Genomic DNA, 18,407 nt, shown 5'->3' with positions numbered 1-18,407 from the left:
TCTCTCCTTACGTTTGATCATCGTCAATAAGAGATGTCGGCTTGGCAAACTTCTGAAGAAGGGCGGGGTTAGTTATCTCTATTTTTTCTCCGTTAACCGCGACCCCATATGCCTGAAGTGCCTTGAACGCGCGGCTGAGATTTTCAGGTGTCATCCCTAAAACCGACGCAAGTTGCCGTTTTTCCAGATCAAGATCGAAACTCGCCGGCGCACCATAGGCCCGATGTCGGGACAGCAAATAGTTCGCCAGACGTTCGAGGGCTGTACGCAACTTCAGGTTCTTGGTGGTCTTGATCACTGAACGGTAACAGGCGGCCAATTCGACGACAACCGCACGTGCAAAGCCTGCATCAAGGTCAAAGATCGCCCGGACATCCTGACTGGGGATCATGACAATCCGGCTTTTCTCCATTGTTCTGGCCGACATCAAATAACGAGCATCGCGAATGGTAGCGGCAAGAATGAAAGTTGAAACCGGCTTGACGATCATGACACTCGTTTCCCGGTTATTCCAACGCGAAAAAAGATCCACCGCGCCTGAGACCAAAACATGAAGGAAATCAGCACCTTCACCTTCACCTATCAGGTCAACATGCGGCGGAAATGTTTGCAAATAAGCGCCGCGCATGAGCTTGGCATAGTTCTCGTCGCTCATATCAGCGAAGAGATCCAGACTGCGTACCTCCGGGAAGGTCGAATCGGACATTTTTTCCTCACTTATAACCCTGCGCAGAAACATGCCTGCTGCTTACTTGATATTTATCAAGCGGGCATTTGCTCTTGCTCTCTCTGTGTATTGAGGTTCGGCAAACCGCCGGACCACATACTTGGCGTGGCTGTTTATTTCACCGAAGCGTTCCACGTTTTCTGATTTAGATCAACCCTGACGAGGGTCCCCTCAAACAATGATCAGGCCATTCGGACACGCTCCAATGTAACGACAGATGCTCGAGGGGAATTGCCATGCATACGTTAAAAGGGGTTTCACAAACAGACCAATACCGTGCTCTGGGACTGAGTACTTTCGCCTTCACGGTATGCTTTGCGGTTTGGACGATCTTTTCCATTATCGGGGTGAAGATCAAACAGGAACTCGGCCTGAGTGATACACAATTCGGGCTGTTGGTCGCGACACCGGTTCTAACCGGCTCGGTCAGCCGCATCTTCCTTGGCGTATGGACAGAGCAATTTGGCGGTCGGGTTATGTTCCCACTGCAGATGCTGATTACAGCCGTCTGTGTCTGGCTCCTGACGTCCGTCCACAGCTATGAAATCTTTCTTGTTGCCGCCCTTGGTCTTGGCCTTGCTGGTGGGTCCTTTATCGTTGGTGTCGCCTATACGTCGCGCTGGTTCGAAAAGGAACGTCAGGGCACTGCGCTGGGGATTTTTGGCGCCGGTAACGTTGGCGCGGCTGTAACGAACTTTGCCGCCCCATTTCTGGTAGTCGCCCTTGGTTGGGAGGGGACGGCCCGCGTTTATGCTGTCGTCCTTGTCATCACAGCCGTACTGTTTTTCTTGCTGGCAAAAACCGACCCGGTCCAGCAAGCGCGCAAGGAATCTGGCGAAGGCCCGGTATCAGCCAGCTCGCAGCTTGAGCCACTTAAGAACATGCAGGTCTGGCGTTTTGCCACCTATTACTTCTTTGTCTTTGGTGCCTTTGTCGCGCTGGCAAGCTTTTTGCCGCGCTACTATGTCGGCGCCTATGGGCTGGAACTAACCACGGCGGGCGTCTTTGCCGGACTTTATTCTCTCCCCGGCTCGGTGTTTCGGGCACTGGGGGGCTGGATGTCGGACAAATGGGGTGCACGTGCGGTGATGTATCTGACCTTCATCGTCTCCCTGGTCGTTCTGTTCATCATGAGTTACCCGCAGACGACCTATCTGGTTTCGGGCATCAACGGACCCATCGAGTTTGATTTCGGTGTTTCGGTTGGCATGTTTGTCGCCCTGACAGTCGTTCTCGGCTTTGTCATGAGTCTGGGCAAAGCCGCCGTCTACAAACACATCCCGGTTTACTACCCACATCACGTCGGATCGGTTGGTGGTCTGGTTGGCATGATCGGTGGCCTTGGCGGTTTCTTCCTGCCAATCGCCTTCGGAGTGCTTCTTGATCTGACCAATGTCTGGACCGCGCCATTCATGCTGCTGTTCGTGCTGGTCGCGGTGTCCACGATCTGGATGCATGTCGTGATCCGCCGCATGGAACGTTCGCGTCATCCGGCACTGGCAGACGAAAAATACCTTTCAGATGTGCCCGACAAACCGCTGGAGAAACCGGCACCTGCCACTGGCAAACCATCGGGCGTTACCACCAAACCTGCTCAGTAAGACAAACCGGCAGAGCGCAGATTGCGCTCTGCCTCTCCAACAGTTTCATCGGGAGGTTCCTTTGGAAATCACGCACGCAGACAATGGTCAAAAAGGCGCTGTCCTGACCGATTGGCGACCAGAAGATACAGAGTTCTGGTCAAGCAAAGGCAGTGCAATCGCCACCCGCAATCTCTGGATCTCCATTCCCTGCCTTTTGCTGGCGTTTTCGGTCTGGATGGTTTGGTCGGTTGTTGTCGCAAAGCTGCCGGGCATTGGCTTCACCTACTCCACCGGCCAACTTTTCTGGCTGGCCGCACTGCCCGGTTTGTCGGGGGCAACGCTTCGTATTTTCTATAGCTTTATGGTGCCAATCTTTGGTGGCCGTGTCTGGACGACGCTGAGCACAGCATCCCTGTTGCTGCCTGCGCTTGGCATCGGCTTTGCCGTGCAGGATCCCAATACGTCCTACAGCTGGTTCCTTATTCTTGCACTGTTGTGCGGGTTCGGGGGCGGCAACTTTGCCTCCTCGATGGCAAACATCGCCTATTTCTATCCGAAAAGAACAAAGGGCAACGCCCTGGCCCTGAATGCCGGACTTGGCAACCTTGGTGTTTCGGTCATGCAGTTTGTGGTCCCGCTTGTGATCACGGCCGGTGTGTTCGGCGCCTTTGGTGGCGCAGCCCAAAGCGTTGCTGGTGGGGGCGAAATCTTCTTGCAGAATGCCGGTTTCATCTGGGTGCCGTTCATCGTGGTTTCGACCATTGCTGCCTGGTTTGGCATGAACAGTATCGCGGATGCCAAAGCCAGCTTCAAAAAGCAGTCGATCATCTTTAGCCGCAAACACAACTGGATTATGTGCATCCTCTATACCGGGACATTTGGCAGTTTTATCGGCTATTCCGCCGGGTTCCCGCTTCTGATGAAGACCCAGTTCCCAGAAGTCGATGCCTTGCAATATGCATTTCTTGGTCCGCTGGTTGGCGCGCTGAGCCGTGCTGGCACAGGATGGATTTCTGACAAGCTTGGTGGCGGACGGGTAACGTTCTGGACCTTTATCGGCATGATTATTGCGGTTGTCGGCGTCCTGCAATTCCTGCCGCTTGGCGGAACCAGCGGTCATTTTTGGGGTTTCTTTGCCTGCTTTATGGCTCTGTTCTTCCTGACCGGTGTCGGCAACGCATCGACCTTCCAGATGATTCCGTCGATCATGCGTCAGGAAATCCCGCGCCTGATGCCCGATGCTGATCAGGCAGCCCAGCTTAAACAGTCGGAACTCGAGAGCTCGGCCATCATCGCCTTTACCAGTGCGATTGCTGCCTATGGCGCGTTCTTCATTCCAAAAGCCTATGGCACATCCATCGCACTGACTGGCGGTCCCGCAGGCGCGCTTTGGTGCTTTGCCGGCTTCTATGCGGTCTGTGTTGCGATCACCTGGTTCTACTACAGCCGCAAGAACGCACCGGTTTCGTGCTGATCACTCAAATTTATCCCTGCCCAGCCTAACCCGTTTGGGCAGGGTCCGCAGCCTTCAGGAGAAACGCCATGAGTCACCTGTTAGACAGACTGAACTTTTTCCAGAACAAGGAACTGGAAAGGTTTTCAAATAATCACGGTCAGGTCACCCGCGAGAACCGCGACTGGGAAGATACCTATCGCAACCGCTGGCGCCACGACAAAATCGTTCGCTCGACACACGGTGTGAACTGTACCGGGTCTTGCAGCTGGAAAATCTATGTTAAATCCGGGATTGTTACCTGGGAAACCCAGCAAACCGATTACCCACGCACCCGTGCCGGATTGCCAAACCATGAACCGCGCGGCTGTGCCCGAGGGGCAAGCTATAGCTGGTATCTGTATTCTGCCAACCGCGTCAAGAATCCGCTCATCCGTGGCAAGCTTTTGAAGCTGTGGCGCCGGATGCGTTCGACAATGAACCCGGTTCAGGCATGGACAGCCATTCAAAATGACCCTGTCTTGCGCGCAAGCTATGTAGAGAACCGCGGCAAAGGCGGGTTTGTCCGAGCAACTTGGGATGAGGCAACCGAATTGGTTGCAGCCGCCAACGCCTTTACCGCGAAAACATATGGCCCTGACCGTGTGTTTGGTTTCTCGCCCATTCCGGCAATGTCCATGATCAGCTATGCGGCCGGTTCACGCTATCTCAGCCTTCTGGGCGGCGTATGCATGTCGTTCTATGACTGGTATTGCGATTTGCCACCGGCATCGCCAATGACCTGGGGCGAACAAACCGACGTTCCGGAATCGGCAGACTGGTACAATGCTGGATATCTGATCCTTTGGGGATCGAACGTGCCGCAAACCAGAACACCAGATGCCCATTTCTATACCGAGGCCCGGTATCGCGGAACCAAATCGGCCGTCATTTGCCCGGATTATTCCGAAGCAGCAAAATTTGGCGATGTCTGGTTGAACGTCAAGCAGGGTACGGACGCCGCGTTGGCAATGGCGTTTGGCCATGTGATCCTGCGCGAATTCCATCTCGACCGTCAGACAGATTATTTCGAAGAGTATTGCCGCAAATATTCAGATTTTCCGATGCTGGTCAAACTCGATGAAAAGAACGGTTCCCTTATTCCGGGACGGTTCCTGCGTGCCGCAGACCTGAGCGACAAACTTGGCGAAGAAAACAATCCGGAATGGAAGACCATCGCACTCGACGAAAAGTCGGGCCGCATGGTCGCACCAAACGGATCAATTGGCTATCGCTGGGGCGAGGCTGGCGAATGGAACCTTGAAGAACGTGCTGCTGGTGCTGACACCAATCTCAAAATGTCGCTGGTCCTTGAAGAAGATCATGACGAGATCGCCGAGGTCGATTTCCCCTATTTCGGTGGTGATGCCTCGGAACACTTTGCGACGGATGCGCAACACCCGGATGTTCTAACCCGTAATATCCCGGTCAAACGTATCCAGACCGCTGAAGGCGAGGTTGTGGTCGCGACTGTATTTGACCTGTTCTGTGCCAACTATGGCCTTGATCGCGGGCTGGGTGGTGACTGGGTCACCAGTGACTATGCCGACGGCATGCCCGGAACCCCGGCATGGGCGGAAAAGATTACGGGTGTTCCAGCTGACAAGATCATTCATGTCGCCCGGGAATTTGCCGGAAATGCCGAAAAGACCAAAGGCAAATCAATGGTCATTATCGGCGCTGCGATGAACCATTGGTACCACATGGACATGAACTACCGTGGTGTCATCAACATGCTGGTCATGTGCGGCTGTGTTGGCCAATCGGGTGGCGGTTGGGCCCATTATGTCGGGCAGGAAAAACTCCGTCCGCAAACTGGCTGGCAACCACTGGCGTTTGCTCTTGATTGGGGACGCCCGCCTCGGCACATGAATTCGACCAGTGCCTGGTATGCCCATACCGATCAGTGGCGTTATGAGACACTGACGGCCAAAGAAATCCTTTCTCCGACCGCCCCGGAAGGCGATTGGGACGTTTCAATGATCGACTACAATATCCGTGCCGAACGGATGGGCTGGTTGCCATCTGCCCCACAGCTCAAGACCAATCCGCTCGATGTTGCAAAGGCAGCCAAAGAAGCCGGCAAGGAAATTCCGGCATATGTCGCCGAAAAACTCACATCGGGCGAACTGGAAATGTCCTGTGAAGATCCGGATGATCCCAAGAACTGGCCACGCAACCTGTTTGTCTGGCGTTCCAACTTGTTGGGGTCTTCGGGCAAGGGGCACGAATATTTCCTCAAACACCTTCTTGGTACCGATCATGGTGTCATGGGCAAGGATTTGGGTGAAGAAGGCCATCAACTGTCCAAGGAAGCCAAATGGCATGAAGAAGGCCCGCGTGGAAAACTTGATCTTCTGGTCTGTATTGATTTCCGGATGAGCACCACCGCAGTCTATTCCGATGTCGTTCTGCCAACCGCAAGCTGGTATGAAAAGAACGATCTGAATACGTCAGACATGCACCCGTTCATCCACCCGCTTCAGGCGGCCGTCAACCCGGCCTATGAAAGCAAGTCTGATTGGGAAATCTTCAAGGCCATTGCCAAGAAGTTCCAGGAAATCGTTCCGGGATATCTTGGCAAGGAAACCGACATTGTCGCCCTGCCGATCCTTCATGACACCCCGGGTGAACTCGCCCAGGATCAGGTCAGAGACTGGAAGAAGGGTGAATGCGAACTTATTCCCGGCAAGACTGCACCGAACTATATCGCCGTCGAGCGCGATTACACCGCAATCCATGATCGCTTTACCGCACTTGGCCCGTTGCTAGACAAACTGGGCAATGGCGGCAAAGGGATCAACTGGAAGACCGAGGTCGAGGTTCAGCATCTTCGTGATTTGAACGGTGTGTGGCAGGAAGGATCTGCCAAGGGCTGTGCGAAGATCGATACCGATATCGATGCCACCGAGGTGGTTCTGATGCTGGCACCGGAAACCAATGGTGAGGTTGCGGTCAAGGCATGGGATGCACTTGGCAAGATTACCGGACGTGATCACAAGCATCTTGCCCTGCCCAAGGAAGATGAAAAAATCCGCTTCCGCGACATTGCCGCCCAACCGCGCAAGATCATCTCTTCGCCGACCTGGTCGGGCCTTGAGTCCGAGCATGTCTGTTACAACGCGGGCTATACCAACGTTCACGAGCTGATCCCGTGGCGTACCCTGACAGGACGTCAGCAGCTTTATCAGGATCACTTGTGGATGCGGGCCTTTGGCGAAGGGTTTGTCTCCTATCGTCCACCGGTTGACCTCAAAACCATTACAACGGAAATCAACGACGAAGCCCGCGACGGTATGCCCCATGTGGTGCTGAACTTCATCACACCGCACCAGAAATGGGGCATCCATTCGACCTATAGCGACAACCTGTTGATGCTGACGCTTAACCGTGGTGGTCCGGTGATCTGGATCAGTGAAAACGACGCAAAACGCGCCGGGATCGTCGATAATGACTGGGTGGAACTGTACAATACCAACGGTGCCCTGACCGCCCGCGCAGTCGTTTCCCAGCGCATAAAGGATGGTACGACCTTCATGTACCATGCGCAGGAAAAAATCGTGAATACGCCCGGCTCCGAAAAGACCGGCAAACGCGGCGGCATTCATAACTCTGTCACCCGCACGACACTTAAACCCACACACATGATTGGGGGCTATGCCCAGCAATCATACGGTTTCAACTACTACGGAACCGTGGGTGCCAACCGTGATGAGTTCGTCATTGTCCGCAAAATGCAGAAGGTCGACTGGCTCGACGAAGAAGCAAACGACAAGGAGGTCGGGAAATGAGAGTCCGCGCACAAATCGGCATGGTGCTGAACCTCGACAAATGCATTGGGTGCCATACCTGTTCGGTAACTTGCAAAAACGTCTGGACCAGCCGTGATGGTGTTGAATATGCCTGGTTCAACAACGTCGAAACCAAACCTGGCACCGGCTATCCGACCGACTGGGAAAACCAGAACCGCTGGAATGGTGGTTGGGAACGCACCAAGTCGGGCAAGCTGCAGCCCAAACAGGGATCGAAATGGCGGATCCTGGCAAACATCTTTGCCAACCCGGATCTGCCGGAAATCGACGACTATTACGAACCGTTCGATTTCGATTACGATCACCTGAAATCCGCCCCGGAAACGAAGGCCTTTCCGACCGCACGTCCACGCTCGCGCATCTCTGGCGAACGGATGGAAAAAATCGAAAAAGGCCCGAACTGGGAAGAAATTCTTGGCGGTGAGTTTTCGAAACGCTCGGAAGACTACAACTTCGAAGGCATCCAGAAAGATATTTACGGCGAATACGAAAATACATTCATGATGTATTTGCCGCGTCTGTGTGAACACTGCCTTAACCCGGCATGTGCTGCAAGTTGCCCGTCTGGGGCGATTTATAAACGTGAAGAAGACGGCATTGTTCTAATCGATCAGGAAAAATGCCGGGGATGGCGCATGTGCGTATCGGGCTGCCCGTACAAGAAGGTTTATTACAACTGGTCAACGGGCAAATCGGAAAAATGTACGCTGTGCTATCCGCGCATTGAATCAGGCAATCCGACGGTCTGTTCGGAAACCTGTGTCGGGCGCATCCGATATATCGGTGTCATGCTTTATGATGCCGACAAGATCGAAGCCGCGGCCAATGCCGAAGAAACCACCGATCTTTATGATGCCCAGCTTGGTGTGTTCCTTGACCCCAAAGATCCGGAAGTTATCGCGGCGGCCCGTGCCGACGGTATCCCTGAAGACTGGATCAAGGCAGCCCAGGACAGCCCGATCTGGAAAATGGCGATGGAGTGGAAAGTTGCCTTCCCGCTGCATCCGGAATACCGCACCCTTCCGATGGTTTGGTATATCCCGCCACTTTCCCCGATCCAGAATGCTGCCGAAGCCGGCGCAATCGGCATTGATGGGGCAATGCCCGATGTCCGCAACCTTCGCATTCCTTTGAAATACCTTGCCAATATGCTGACGGCTGGTGACGAGGAGCCAGTGGCAAATGCTCTCGAACGGATGTTGGCCATGCGGGCCTATATGCGGTCGAAAACCGTCGATGGTGTCATTGATGAGTCGGTCGCCAAGCGCGTCGGTCTTGATGGTGCAACCATCGAGGACATGTACAAAATCATGGCGCTTGCCGATTACGAAGACCGGTTCGTCATCCCGACCACCCATCGCGAACAGGTCGAGGAAGCCTATGACCTGCGTGGCGGCGAGGGGTTCACCAACTGCAACGGTTGTTCTTCGGGCATCAGTCAGGGGTCCCTGTTTGGTGGCAGCAAGAAGCCTCTGAAAATGCCAGAGGAGGTACGCTGATGGACCGCACACTCAAATCGTTCTCGCTTCTGCTGAGCTATCCGACAACAGAACTGCAAGAAGCCATGCCCGAAATTGGCGGCGTTCTGGCATCGGACACCCGCCTTACGGCGGCGGCACGTCGCGGTTTGCGACCGCTGGTCGAAGCGCTGTCAAACGATGACATTTACGATCTTCAGGAACGTTTCGTCATGCTGTTTGATCGTTCGCGCAGCCTGTCACTTAACCTGTTCGAGCATGTCCACGGTGAAAGCCGTGACCGTGGTGGCGCCATGGTCAGCTTGCTTGAAACATACCGGGCTGGCGGCTTTGAACCGGCAACAACGGAGCTTCCAGACCATCTTCCTGTGCTGCTGGAATTCCTGTCAACCCGGCCGCGTGCAGAGATGCAGGACACATTGGCTGACGCAGCACACATCTTTGAGGCAATCCGCGCCCGTCTTGAAAATCGCGAAAGCCCCTATCAGGCGGTGTTTTCCGCCTTGCAGCAACTGGCCAATGTCACGGCTGACGCCAATGCCGTTGCCGAGCTCCTTGAACAACCCGAAGACGACCCCAATGACCTCGAGGCCCTCGACGAAGTCTGGGAGGAAAGCGAGGTCACGTTTGGACCGGACCCGAATGCCGGTTGCCCGCAGGTGCGTGACATTCTGTCGCGTATTGATCAACCCGCTGGACCGGTACCGCCGGCAGCAGCAGAGTAAAGGAGGCCCAAATGCATAACTTCCTTTTCGGGATCTATCCCTATATCGCGCTATCGGTCCTGATTATCGGCTCTATCGCCCGATATGAACGTGATCCCTTCACCTGGAAAACATCATCAAGTCAGCTTCTGCGTCGCAGGCAATTGATGCTGGGCTCCGTTCTGTTCCATGTCGGTGTTCTGGTCATTTTCTTTGGCCATCTGGTCGGACTTTTGACGCCAATCTGGATTTTTGATGCCCTTGGGATCACTCACGGTGCCAAACAGACCCTGGCAGTTGTGGCCGGTGGCATTGCCGGTGTCATGGCCCTAATTGGTGGCCTGATGCTGTTTCATCGTCGGATCACCGATCCGCGTATCCGCAAAACGTCAAGCTTTGCCGATATTGGCATTCTGGCCCTGTTGCTGACACAGCTTGTTCTTGGGATCGGCACCATCTTTGTGTCGCTTGAACATCTCGACGGGTATGAAATGACCAAGTTCATGGCTTGGGCACAGGGAATTTTCACCTTCCAGTCTGATGCCGCCAGCCACATTACCAATGTGGCCTGGATCTTCAAACTGCATCTGGTTCTGGGCCTAACGATTTTCCTGGTGTTCCCGTTCACGCGCCTTGTGCACATGCTGTCAGTTCCAGTGCGGTATTTCTTGCGTCCAGGGTATCAGATTGTCCGGTCACGCCGCACCAGACCTTTGTCACATCGATAATGGACAGTCGGCGCATTCATGCGCCGGCGACCTCCTGAAAACAAAGGACAAAGCGCTATGAATACGCAAATGTTTCCCGATCTCGTCATCAATGGCGAAACCATTCCGCAAACAGCGGTTGCTGCGGAATTGCAAAACCACACGGCGTCAAAGGACAATTTTGCCGACGCCTTGCGTAACGCGGCAAATGCACTGGTCATCCGTACCCTGTTGCTTCAGGAAGCGCGCAAAAACGGTATTGAAGCTGTCCCGCTGGAAGTCTCTCCAAACCGGTTTGAAACCGGGGAAGAGGCCATGATCCGCGCATTGCTTGAAGCAGAGATCGATATCATTCCCCCAAGCGAAGAAGCCATTCGTGCCGAATGGCAAAAGGATCCTGAACGGTTTCGCTCGATGCCGTTGTGGGAAGTGTCCCACATTCTGTGCAAATGCGATCCGAATGACGCCGTGGAGAGAGAACTGGCCCTCAGACGGGCAAACGATATCCTCAGCGACCTTCGCAAAGACGGCAAGACGTTCGAAAAGATTGCACGCACGCAAAGCGACTGTGGATCGCGTTCAGCAGGCGGATCGCTTGGTCAGTTGCGCCCCGGCGACACGGTGCCCGAATTTGAAGCCGCTCTTCGCCAGCTTTCTGAGGGCGAAATCGCGCCCGAGCCTGTACTGAGTAGATATGGCTATCACGTCCTCCGGCTAGATGCACTGGCAGAGGGGCATCCCCTGCCGTTCGAAACCGTGAAACCAAAAATCTCCGAAGCGATGGAAAAAGCCCAGTGGGTCCGCAAGGCAAAGGCGTTTGTCGACGGCCTTATCGCGTCCTCCTCCATCACCGGAGCCGACCTTGGACGCGGGACCAACAATACGAAACCGAATTAGACGCGCGGTTATAGCGCATATAACCCACAAAAGGTGTGAGGTTTGCATGCTTGAAAACCTTTTGGAACGAAACAAGGTCTGGTCGCGATCACGGCAAGACGAAGAACCTGGATATTTTTCCAGACTGGCAAGCCACCAGGCGCCAGAGTTTTTCTGGATCGGATGTTCAGACAGCCGGGTACCGGCCAACGTTGTTGCCGGGCTTGATCCCGGAGAAGTTTTTGTTCACCGCAACGTTGCAAACGTGGTGCATTCATCAGACCTGAACCTTCTGTCTGCGCTTGAGTTTGCCGTCGATACCCTGAAGGTCCGCGAGATTATTGTTTGCGGTCACTACGGTTGTGGTGGAGTGAAAGCGGCGACCGAGGACCTTCCCCATGGCTTGGCCGATTACTGGCTTGAACCGATCCGTCGTCAGGCCCGCTATCATGCCCGTGCACTTGACCTGCACAGTGACATCGAGGTTCGGCGTGACAGGCTCGCGGAGCTCAATGTGATCGAGGGTGTCAGCCGGGTGGCGGAAACCCCGATCATGAGACGTGCCTGGCGCGCTGGCGCAGACATCAAAATTCACGGCCTGATTTATAGCCTGAAAGACGGCCTTCTGCGTGACCTTGGATGCACGATCCGTTCCTCGGATTTTCCCAATTCCGAGGAACGGGCTTCCTGACTCAGGTGAGCGATCTCCCCCGACGAAACGAGACAAGGAATACCAAGATGAAAATCGCATACACGATGGCAGCGGGTAGAGGCGACACAGACCTGCTTTTGTCGAGCGTTGCCCGGCGCCTCTCGGACACGGGCTTGCGCGTTTGCGGAACAGTCCAGATCAATTCAGAACGGGAAATCGACGATCCGTGCGATATGGATGTCAAGGTACTGCCGGATGGTCCGGTTATTCGCATTTCTCAGGCACTAGGCAAACATTCACGCGGCTGCCGCCTCGATACAAGTGCACTGGAAGATGCCGTTGGCTTCGTCACCCAGGAGCTTCAAAAAGGTGCCGATGTTCTCGTTATCAACAAATTCGGCAAGCACGAGGCCGAAGGGCGCGGTTTTCGGGATGTCATTGCCGATGCTTTGGTAAAAGACATCACGGTACTGGTCGGCCTGAACCAACTAAACCTCGAAGCATTCAAGGAATTTGCCGGAGGCCTGGAAATCGCCTTGCCACCAAAAGAAAACGATCTTTTTGATTGGCTTGAGGAGAATTGTGCGTTGGTCCAGCCTGCCTAGCACGCGCATTAACCCGAACTATGACAATCCAATAGCTGCACCGACGCATATATGCGTCGGTCTCAGGCGGCATAAATTTTTCGGGAAAAGTTGTCAGGTGCCACAAAAGGTGACATCCGACCTCTCGCGAAATCAATGCCTTAGCATTTCCGATTGTCAGATAAGTTGTCATCGATTGTCACAAAAGCTGACAAAAAGCTGCAGAATTGACAGAAAAGCTGACATTTTTCTGATTGGCTTGAATACTGCTCCAACGGAGGGGTGTAAGCACTATGGGCTAAAAGCTAACGCAAATTGTCCGTCCATCATCACACATATATAACGGCAATTATCTTGTCGAAACGAGCTCCCTAAAGCTTTTCGACCAAGATCGAGCCAAAATCACTGCAAGACAGTGTCCCGCCAAGGTCAGTTGTTCGCGTGTTCGGATTTTTGAACATTTCAGCGATTACCAGATCGAGACAGTTGGCAGCCTGCTGCAAATCGTTGCGTCCGGCTTTTACTCCCTTCCACTCCAGAAGCAATGCAGTCGACAGCAAAAGCGATACGGGGTTGGCGATATTCTTGCCTGCAATATCCGGCGCGGAACCATGCGACGCCTGCGCAATCGCATTTTCATCGCCAACATTAAGTGATCCGGAAAGACCAAGCCCGCCTGCAAGCTCGGCCGCCTCGTTTGAAAGGATATCGCCGAACATATTGGTGGTGACAATCACGTCAAACGCGTCAGGGGTTCTGACCAGAAGTGACGCCATGGCATCAACATGTTCTTCACGAACCTCAAGCCCGCCTTGCTTTGCGGCTGCTTTTTCTGCTTCGGACAGGAAAAGACCGTCGCTCAACTTCAAAACGTTGGCTTTATGCACGATGGTCAAGTGCCCCCGGCGTTTCGCGGCAAGTCGCGCCGCATAGGCGGCAACACGGTAACTGCCCTGACGTGTTACCTTGCGCGTGGCAAGCGCAAGATCAGGCGTCGGCATCACCTCGCCAGTTCCGGCATACATTGTGCGATCTGCATAAAAACCTTCTGTGTTTTCACGCACAATCACCAAATCCATGTTCGCAACAGCCGACGGAAGGCCCTCAAACACCTTTGAAGGCCTTACATTGGCATACAAATCCAGATTGATGCGCAGTGCCGCCGATGGGTTGATCCCGCCCTGATCCGCCGGTGGGTAACGCGCAGTATCAACCGGTCCGATAATAGCCAAATCGGCTTTCCGCACACGTTCGATCAGTTCTGGCGTAATGGTGGTGCCATGCTTTTCAAGCGACGTAAATCCGACGTCTTCATTGCTAAACTTTAGTCCCAGGGAAAACGACCGGTCCAATGCCTCCAGCACTTTGCACGTGACAGACGTAATTTCCGGCCCGATCCCATCGCCCGGCATCAATACAACATCCATCAACCCGCAACCTCCGTCAGAATATTTTCAGGGACAAGGACCCTGCCTTCAAACAACCGGCGCGCTGTGCGGATCACACCACCCGATATCACTGAAAGATTTGGCCCAGACCCTTCGATGGTGAGTTCCACGGCAATCACGCCACTTGGATGTTCGATCTGGATCCATTGCTGCGGCTGAGCCTTAAGCTCGATCATCCCATCAACGATGCTTCCCGAAAGTGACGCGCAACTGGCAACACATATTGCCCCGGTCACCGCATGGGTTGCATGGCAATTATGCGGCACAAAGTAACGTGATGTAATATCACCACCTTTCGTTGGTTCCGACAAAATTGCCATTTTGGGGACGACCTTACCAGTACAGTCGCCCAGCCCCATCAATTCCGATGCCTTGCGACGCACGGTTTCCATCCGGGCAATCAATTCCGCATTGCTATCAAGCTGTGCCTTGGTCTCGTTCCCCTTAATCCCAAGATCACGGGCCCGAAACATCACCATCGGCACCGCCACATCAATACAGGTCACTTCAAGCCCGTCGATATAGTTGATCGGTTTGCCGGTCGGCAAAAGCCGTCCGGTTTTACTGCCCATGATATCCTTGAACCGCAATATCAAGGGCGACGCAGTACCAGGTACGCCATCAATCGCAGCATCACCGCTATAGGTCACCTTACCGCCCGGCGTGGCAACCAGCACGTCCACCAATGCACCGACATTTTGGTTGTAAATCCGCACCAAGGTTTGATCCCCCGTAACCGGCACCAAACCAGCCTCGATCGCGAATGGTGCAACGGCGGCGGTCATGTTTCCGCAATTCGGATTGACATCAACCTCAGCCCTGTCAATGGCGACCTGCGCGAACAGGAACTCGACATCGGCGTCCGGTCGGCTGGATGGCGCAACAATGCACGATTTGCTGGTTAACGTATCGGCACCGCCAATACCGTCAATCTGACGTTTGTCGGGCGACCCCATTGCCGCAAGCAAAAGGCGATCGCGCATTGCGACATCTTCGGGCAAATCACTGGCCAAAAAGATCGGCCCCTTGGAAGTGCCGCCACGCATAATCACACAGGGAACGGCATGTTGGTCATTCACAATCATGGTATTTTTCATGTCGATCACCCCAGCGGCCAGGGAAGTTCAATCAGGTCCTGAAGCATCCCTGCCGGGAAATCGAGAACCAGCGACCAGGCAAGAATGCAAAGCCCGATAACCGCCAACCCGGTCAAAAGCAGCGTCAGAAACCAGGACGCTTTGGCCTTGATCCGAAGGAAGGCAATAAAGAAGCCGGTAATTGCAATCAGGAACCCAAACACCGCCGTTCCGACCACCAAGCCTGTAACCCACAGCACGTAGTGCCAAAGACCGGCGGTTGGTTTCACATCCTGATGATCAAGATCATATTCATGGTCGAAATTGGCGGCATGTGAGGCGGGTGATGACACCAACTGCCAAATCAGGATGGCCGACGCGATCAACATCACAACCGACACAGCACCGGTAAAGACGCTGCCAAGGAAGGAATGCTGGGTTGCATCCCAAATACCAAAAGCAAAGAAGGCAAAGAGTCCGCCAGCAAACATGATTTGCGGCCAGCGTTTCGGATTATGCGAATGGCTGCTTTCTTCTTCCTCAACCGGGTTTGCCGGGTGTTTGCGCATGCCCATCAGAACCGAAATGATGGTCAGGGCTGCGATAATCAGTACGCCAGGGCGTGTCAAAAATTCCCAATTGTAGAATTGCAACGCCTGATAAAGGTAGGTCTCGGTATTGGAAGCAAGGACGAAGCCGATCAGAAATGCCGGACGCGGCCAGCCAAAGCGCTTCATCAGCACGCCAAGAACACCAAGCACCAACAACGCAATCATGTCTGACAGCGAACGCGTTGCCTGAAACGCGGCAAAGCAGATCACTGTAATCATGAACGGTGCAAGATAGCCGTATTTGATGGTCGTCAGACGGGATACAAACGGTGAAATCAGCAACGCGCCACCGGCACCAACCACGTTGGCAATCGCAAGCGACCAGATAATCGTGTAGGTGATATCAAGGTCACGCCCGACCATTGCAGGGCCGGCTTCAAGACCAATCAGCACCATACCGCCAAGGAAAACAGCCATGCTGCCCGAACCGGGAATACCAAACAGCAAGGTCGGGACAAGCCCACCGCCTTCCTTGGCATTATTGGCACTTTCCGGCGCCAGAACACCTCGAATGTCGCCCTTGCCAAACTGGGATTTGTCTTTTGCAGTCTGGACGACATGACCATAGGCGATCCAGTCGACGACACTTCCGCCAAGACCGGGCAAAGCGCCAACGATACTGCCAAGACCGGCGCAACGCAGGCAAAGCCATTTATGACGGATCATATCGCGAACACCGTCCCGCCATCCGAGACCGAGGGTGCCCTTGTCTGAAATAGATCGATTTTGCCGGCAAAGATCGATGATTTCAGGAAACGCGAACATTCCCAGACCGACGATGACAAGCGGCAGGCCATCCATCAAATAAACGGAGTCAAAACTCATGCGGAGTTCGCCGGTCGCGGGTGCCGCGCCAAGTGCGCCCAATAACAAACCAAGACCCGCAGCAATGACGCCCTTTGGCAGGCTCTGACCGGCAAGAACGCCAACCATCGACAAACCAAGAACAGCCAGCATGAACAGCTCGGCCGAGCCAAATGCCAGAATAAGGGGCCGCGCAATCACAACGAAGCCGGTAAGGATAACGGCCCCAACCAAGCCACCGACCAATGATGCCGAAAATGCAGCGCCCAGCGCACGGGCACCATGGCCCTTTTTCGCCAATGGAAATCCATCAAGAACGGTTGCCTGTGATGCACTTGATCCCGGTATCCCCATAAGGACCGAAGTAAAGGTGTCCGAGGTTGGGATAACCGCGACAAGGCCGATCAGCATGGCAAGGGCCGAGATTTGATCCATGCCATAGATGAAGGGCAACAGAAGAGACAGCCCTACAATTCCACCCAAACCGGGCAAAATACCAACAACCATGCCCATTCCAACACCCAGCAAAAGATAGATCAGATGGGTTGGTTGCGCGAAATGAGCCAGCGCGGTCATCATTGCATCAAGCATTTGGAAACTCCGTCAAAAGACAAAGTTCGCCCGTTCCCTTAAAACGACCAGACAGTCGAAGGGTGAAAAAAGCGGGGTGGACTAGGCCACCCCGATCAGGATACGGGAGACTTCAGATTTTAATTAGAACTGCACCGAATACTTCTCGGTCAGCCATTTTTGGACCCACTCACGAGCATCTTCAGGAACGTTTACAGCCGTGCGGAAAATTCGTTCTGCAGGTTCGCCAACGATCTGTTTGTACTCGCCAAGGGTTGCCTGTCGATCAGCCACAAAGCTCTCATCTTCGGTGGCAAGCTGTGCCGCGTCACGATACGCCTGGACGATTTCTTCAGGTGTGTCTTTTGGCAAAAAGACCATCTTCTGCGCAGGGAAACCGGCGATGAAGAATGCTTTGTACGCTTCCCATGCCGGGCCTGAAGGCTTTTCACCCTTCATTTTCTCATATGCTTCCGGGAAGCTCGGCAGATCAGGGAATGAAGGATCGCGTACGATGTTGCCATCGTCATCCAGTGCCCCCCAGGAGAACAAAGGAACAGCACTTCCGATATCAACAAGCGGCCGGACGTTGTTGATGAAAGCCGAAGACGTCTGGTAATCGATATTGACCTCGCCGCGCTCAAAGGCAAGACGACCGGCCCCACGGCCCTTCATGCCAAAGACCGCATCAACATCAAGTCCCAGCAGTTCAAAGGCAAGCAACGGAACGAGATCAAGGGATGTCGCCCCCTGGCTGCCATAACGCAACTTGACGTTTTCCAGTGCTTTCATGTCGTCGGCCGACTTGAGGCCAAGATCTGAATTCACGTAAACAACACCACCGGTCGGCGATGCAAGAACAACACGCCAGTCACGCATTTCATATTGTACGCGCTTGTCACGCAGAAGGTACGGAAACTGGGTAGAGCCGGAAGTACCGATTGCGGTCAATCCATCGGGCTCGGCACGGGCCTGAAACTGATTGGCACCAGATGTAGAGCCGCCACCCGGAATATTCTTGACGACAACAGTCGGGCTTCCCGGAAGGAAGACACTGAAATACGGTGCCCAGAAACGGCCCCAAGTATCAGTCCCACCACCTTCGCCAAACGGAATGATCAGTTCGACGCGGTCTCCCTCGAAATTTGCATCCTGTGCGGTTGCTGTACCGGCAAAGCCAAAGGCAATTGCCGCAGCCGCGCACGCGGACTTGAATGACAGATTAAAGTTCTTTCCCCATGACATTGGGCGTTCCCTCCATAACGGTTGTTTTATCTCGAACG

Annotated in this window: 14 protein-coding genes; 9 read left to right on the top strand and 5 right to left on the bottom strand. The window is 54.1% G+C overall.

The genetic code is table 11. The features are described from left to right. Positions 1-7: 7 nt before the first annotated feature. Positions 8-706, bottom strand: coding sequence for a helix-turn-helix domain-containing protein (locus AUQ41_RS12870; RefSeq protein WP_063089020.1), 699 nt, complete (start codon positions 704-706; stop codon positions 8-10). A 257-nt stretch (positions 707-963) separates the two neighbouring features. Here AUQ41_RS12870 and AUQ41_RS12865 point away from each other — a divergent pair, with 257 nt between their 5' ends. The 9 genes from AUQ41_RS12865 to AUQ41_RS12825 all read left to right on the top strand — a co-directional run bounded on the left by AUQ41_RS12865 (position 964) and on the right by AUQ41_RS12825 (position 12,636). After that, entirely contained in the window at positions 964-2,328 is a 1,365-nt protein-coding gene (locus tag AUQ41_RS12865) for a nitrate/nitrite transporter (RefSeq protein WP_063088761.1), read from the top strand. A 61-nt stretch (positions 2,329-2,389) separates the two neighbouring features. Continuing rightward, complete coding sequence (locus AUQ41_RS12860) at positions 2,390-3,784, top strand: NarK family nitrate/nitrite MFS transporter (RefSeq protein ID WP_281491858.1); 1,395 nt, start codon at positions 2,390-2,392, stop codon at positions 3,782-3,784. A 68-nt stretch (positions 3,785-3,852) separates the two neighbouring features. Next, on the top strand, positions 3,853-7,593 hold the full coding sequence (locus AUQ41_RS12855) for a nitrate reductase subunit alpha (RefSeq protein WP_063088760.1): 3,741 nt from the start codon (positions 3,853-3,855) through the stop codon (positions 7,591-7,593). Continuing rightward, positions 7,590-9,113 (top strand): nitrate reductase subunit beta, encoded by a 1,524-nt coding sequence (gene narH, locus AUQ41_RS12850; protein WP_063088759.1) that lies wholly within the window; start codon positions 7,590-7,592, stop codon positions 9,111-9,113. Before AUQ41_RS12855 ends, narH begins: the two co-directional genes overlap by 4 nt. After that, on the top strand, positions 9,113-9,817 hold the full coding sequence (gene narJ, locus AUQ41_RS12845) for a nitrate reductase molybdenum cofactor assembly chaperone (RefSeq protein WP_063088758.1): 705 nt from the start codon (positions 9,113-9,115) through the stop codon (positions 9,815-9,817). Before narH ends, narJ begins: the two co-directional genes overlap by 1 nt. 11 nt (positions 9,818-9,828) lie before the next feature. After that, on the top strand, positions 9,829-10,524 hold the full coding sequence (gene narI / locus AUQ41_RS12840) for a respiratory nitrate reductase subunit gamma (RefSeq protein ID WP_063088757.1): 696 nt from the start codon (positions 9,829-9,831) through the stop codon (positions 10,522-10,524). Between the two features lie 57 nt (positions 10,525-10,581). Next, positions 10,582-11,400, top strand: a complete 819-nt coding sequence (locus AUQ41_RS12835; RefSeq protein WP_063088756.1) for a peptidylprolyl isomerase — start codon at positions 10,582-10,584, stop codon at positions 11,398-11,400. 46 nt (positions 11,401-11,446) lie between these two features. Next, on the top strand, positions 11,447-12,070 hold the full coding sequence (locus AUQ41_RS12830; protein WP_063088755.1) for a carbonic anhydrase: 624 nt from the start codon (positions 11,447-11,449) through the stop codon (positions 12,068-12,070). A 47-nt stretch (positions 12,071-12,117) separates the two neighbouring features. Further along, on the top strand, positions 12,118-12,636 hold the full coding sequence (locus AUQ41_RS12825) for a DUF2478 domain-containing protein (RefSeq protein WP_063088754.1): 519 nt from the start codon (positions 12,118-12,120) through the stop codon (positions 12,634-12,636). Positions 12,637-12,986: 350 nt separating this feature from the next. Here AUQ41_RS12825 and AUQ41_RS12820 read toward each other — a convergent pair whose 3' ends face one another. The 4 genes from AUQ41_RS12820 to AUQ41_RS12805 form a co-directional block, all read right to left on the bottom strand. Continuing rightward, complete coding sequence (locus tag AUQ41_RS12820) at positions 12,987-14,042, bottom strand: isocitrate/isopropylmalate dehydrogenase family protein (RefSeq protein ID WP_063088753.1); 1,056 nt, start codon at positions 14,040-14,042, stop codon at positions 12,987-12,989. Continuing rightward, the gene (locus AUQ41_RS12815; protein WP_232308387.1) at positions 14,042-15,160 is read right to left on the bottom strand and encodes a 4-oxalomesaconate tautomerase; all 1,119 of its coding nucleotides are present in this window, start codon (positions 15,158-15,160) and stop codon (positions 14,042-14,044) included. The genes AUQ41_RS12820 and AUQ41_RS12815 overlap by 1 nt, the downstream gene beginning before the upstream one ends. A gap of 5 nt (positions 15,161-15,165) precedes the next feature. Continuing rightward, the gene (locus AUQ41_RS12810; protein WP_063088752.1) at positions 15,166-17,145 is read right to left on the bottom strand and encodes a tripartite tricarboxylate transporter permease; all 1,980 of its coding nucleotides are present in this window, start codon (positions 17,143-17,145) and stop codon (positions 15,166-15,168) included. A gap of 123 nt (positions 17,146-17,268) precedes the next feature. Next, complete coding sequence (locus tag AUQ41_RS12805; RefSeq protein WP_063088751.1) at positions 17,269-18,369, bottom strand: tripartite tricarboxylate transporter substrate-binding protein; 1,101 nt, start codon at positions 18,367-18,369, stop codon at positions 17,269-17,271. Between the last annotated feature and the right edge of the window lie 38 nt (positions 18,370-18,407).

Source organism: Thalassospira sp. MCCC 1A02898, from assembly GCF_001618185.1.
GTDB lineage: Bacteria > Pseudomonadota > Alphaproteobacteria > Rhodospirillales > Thalassospiraceae > Thalassospira > Thalassospira tepidiphila.
The sequence above is the reverse complement of the archived record's forward strand: the minus strand, read 5'-3'. Positions and strand labels throughout refer to the sequence as shown.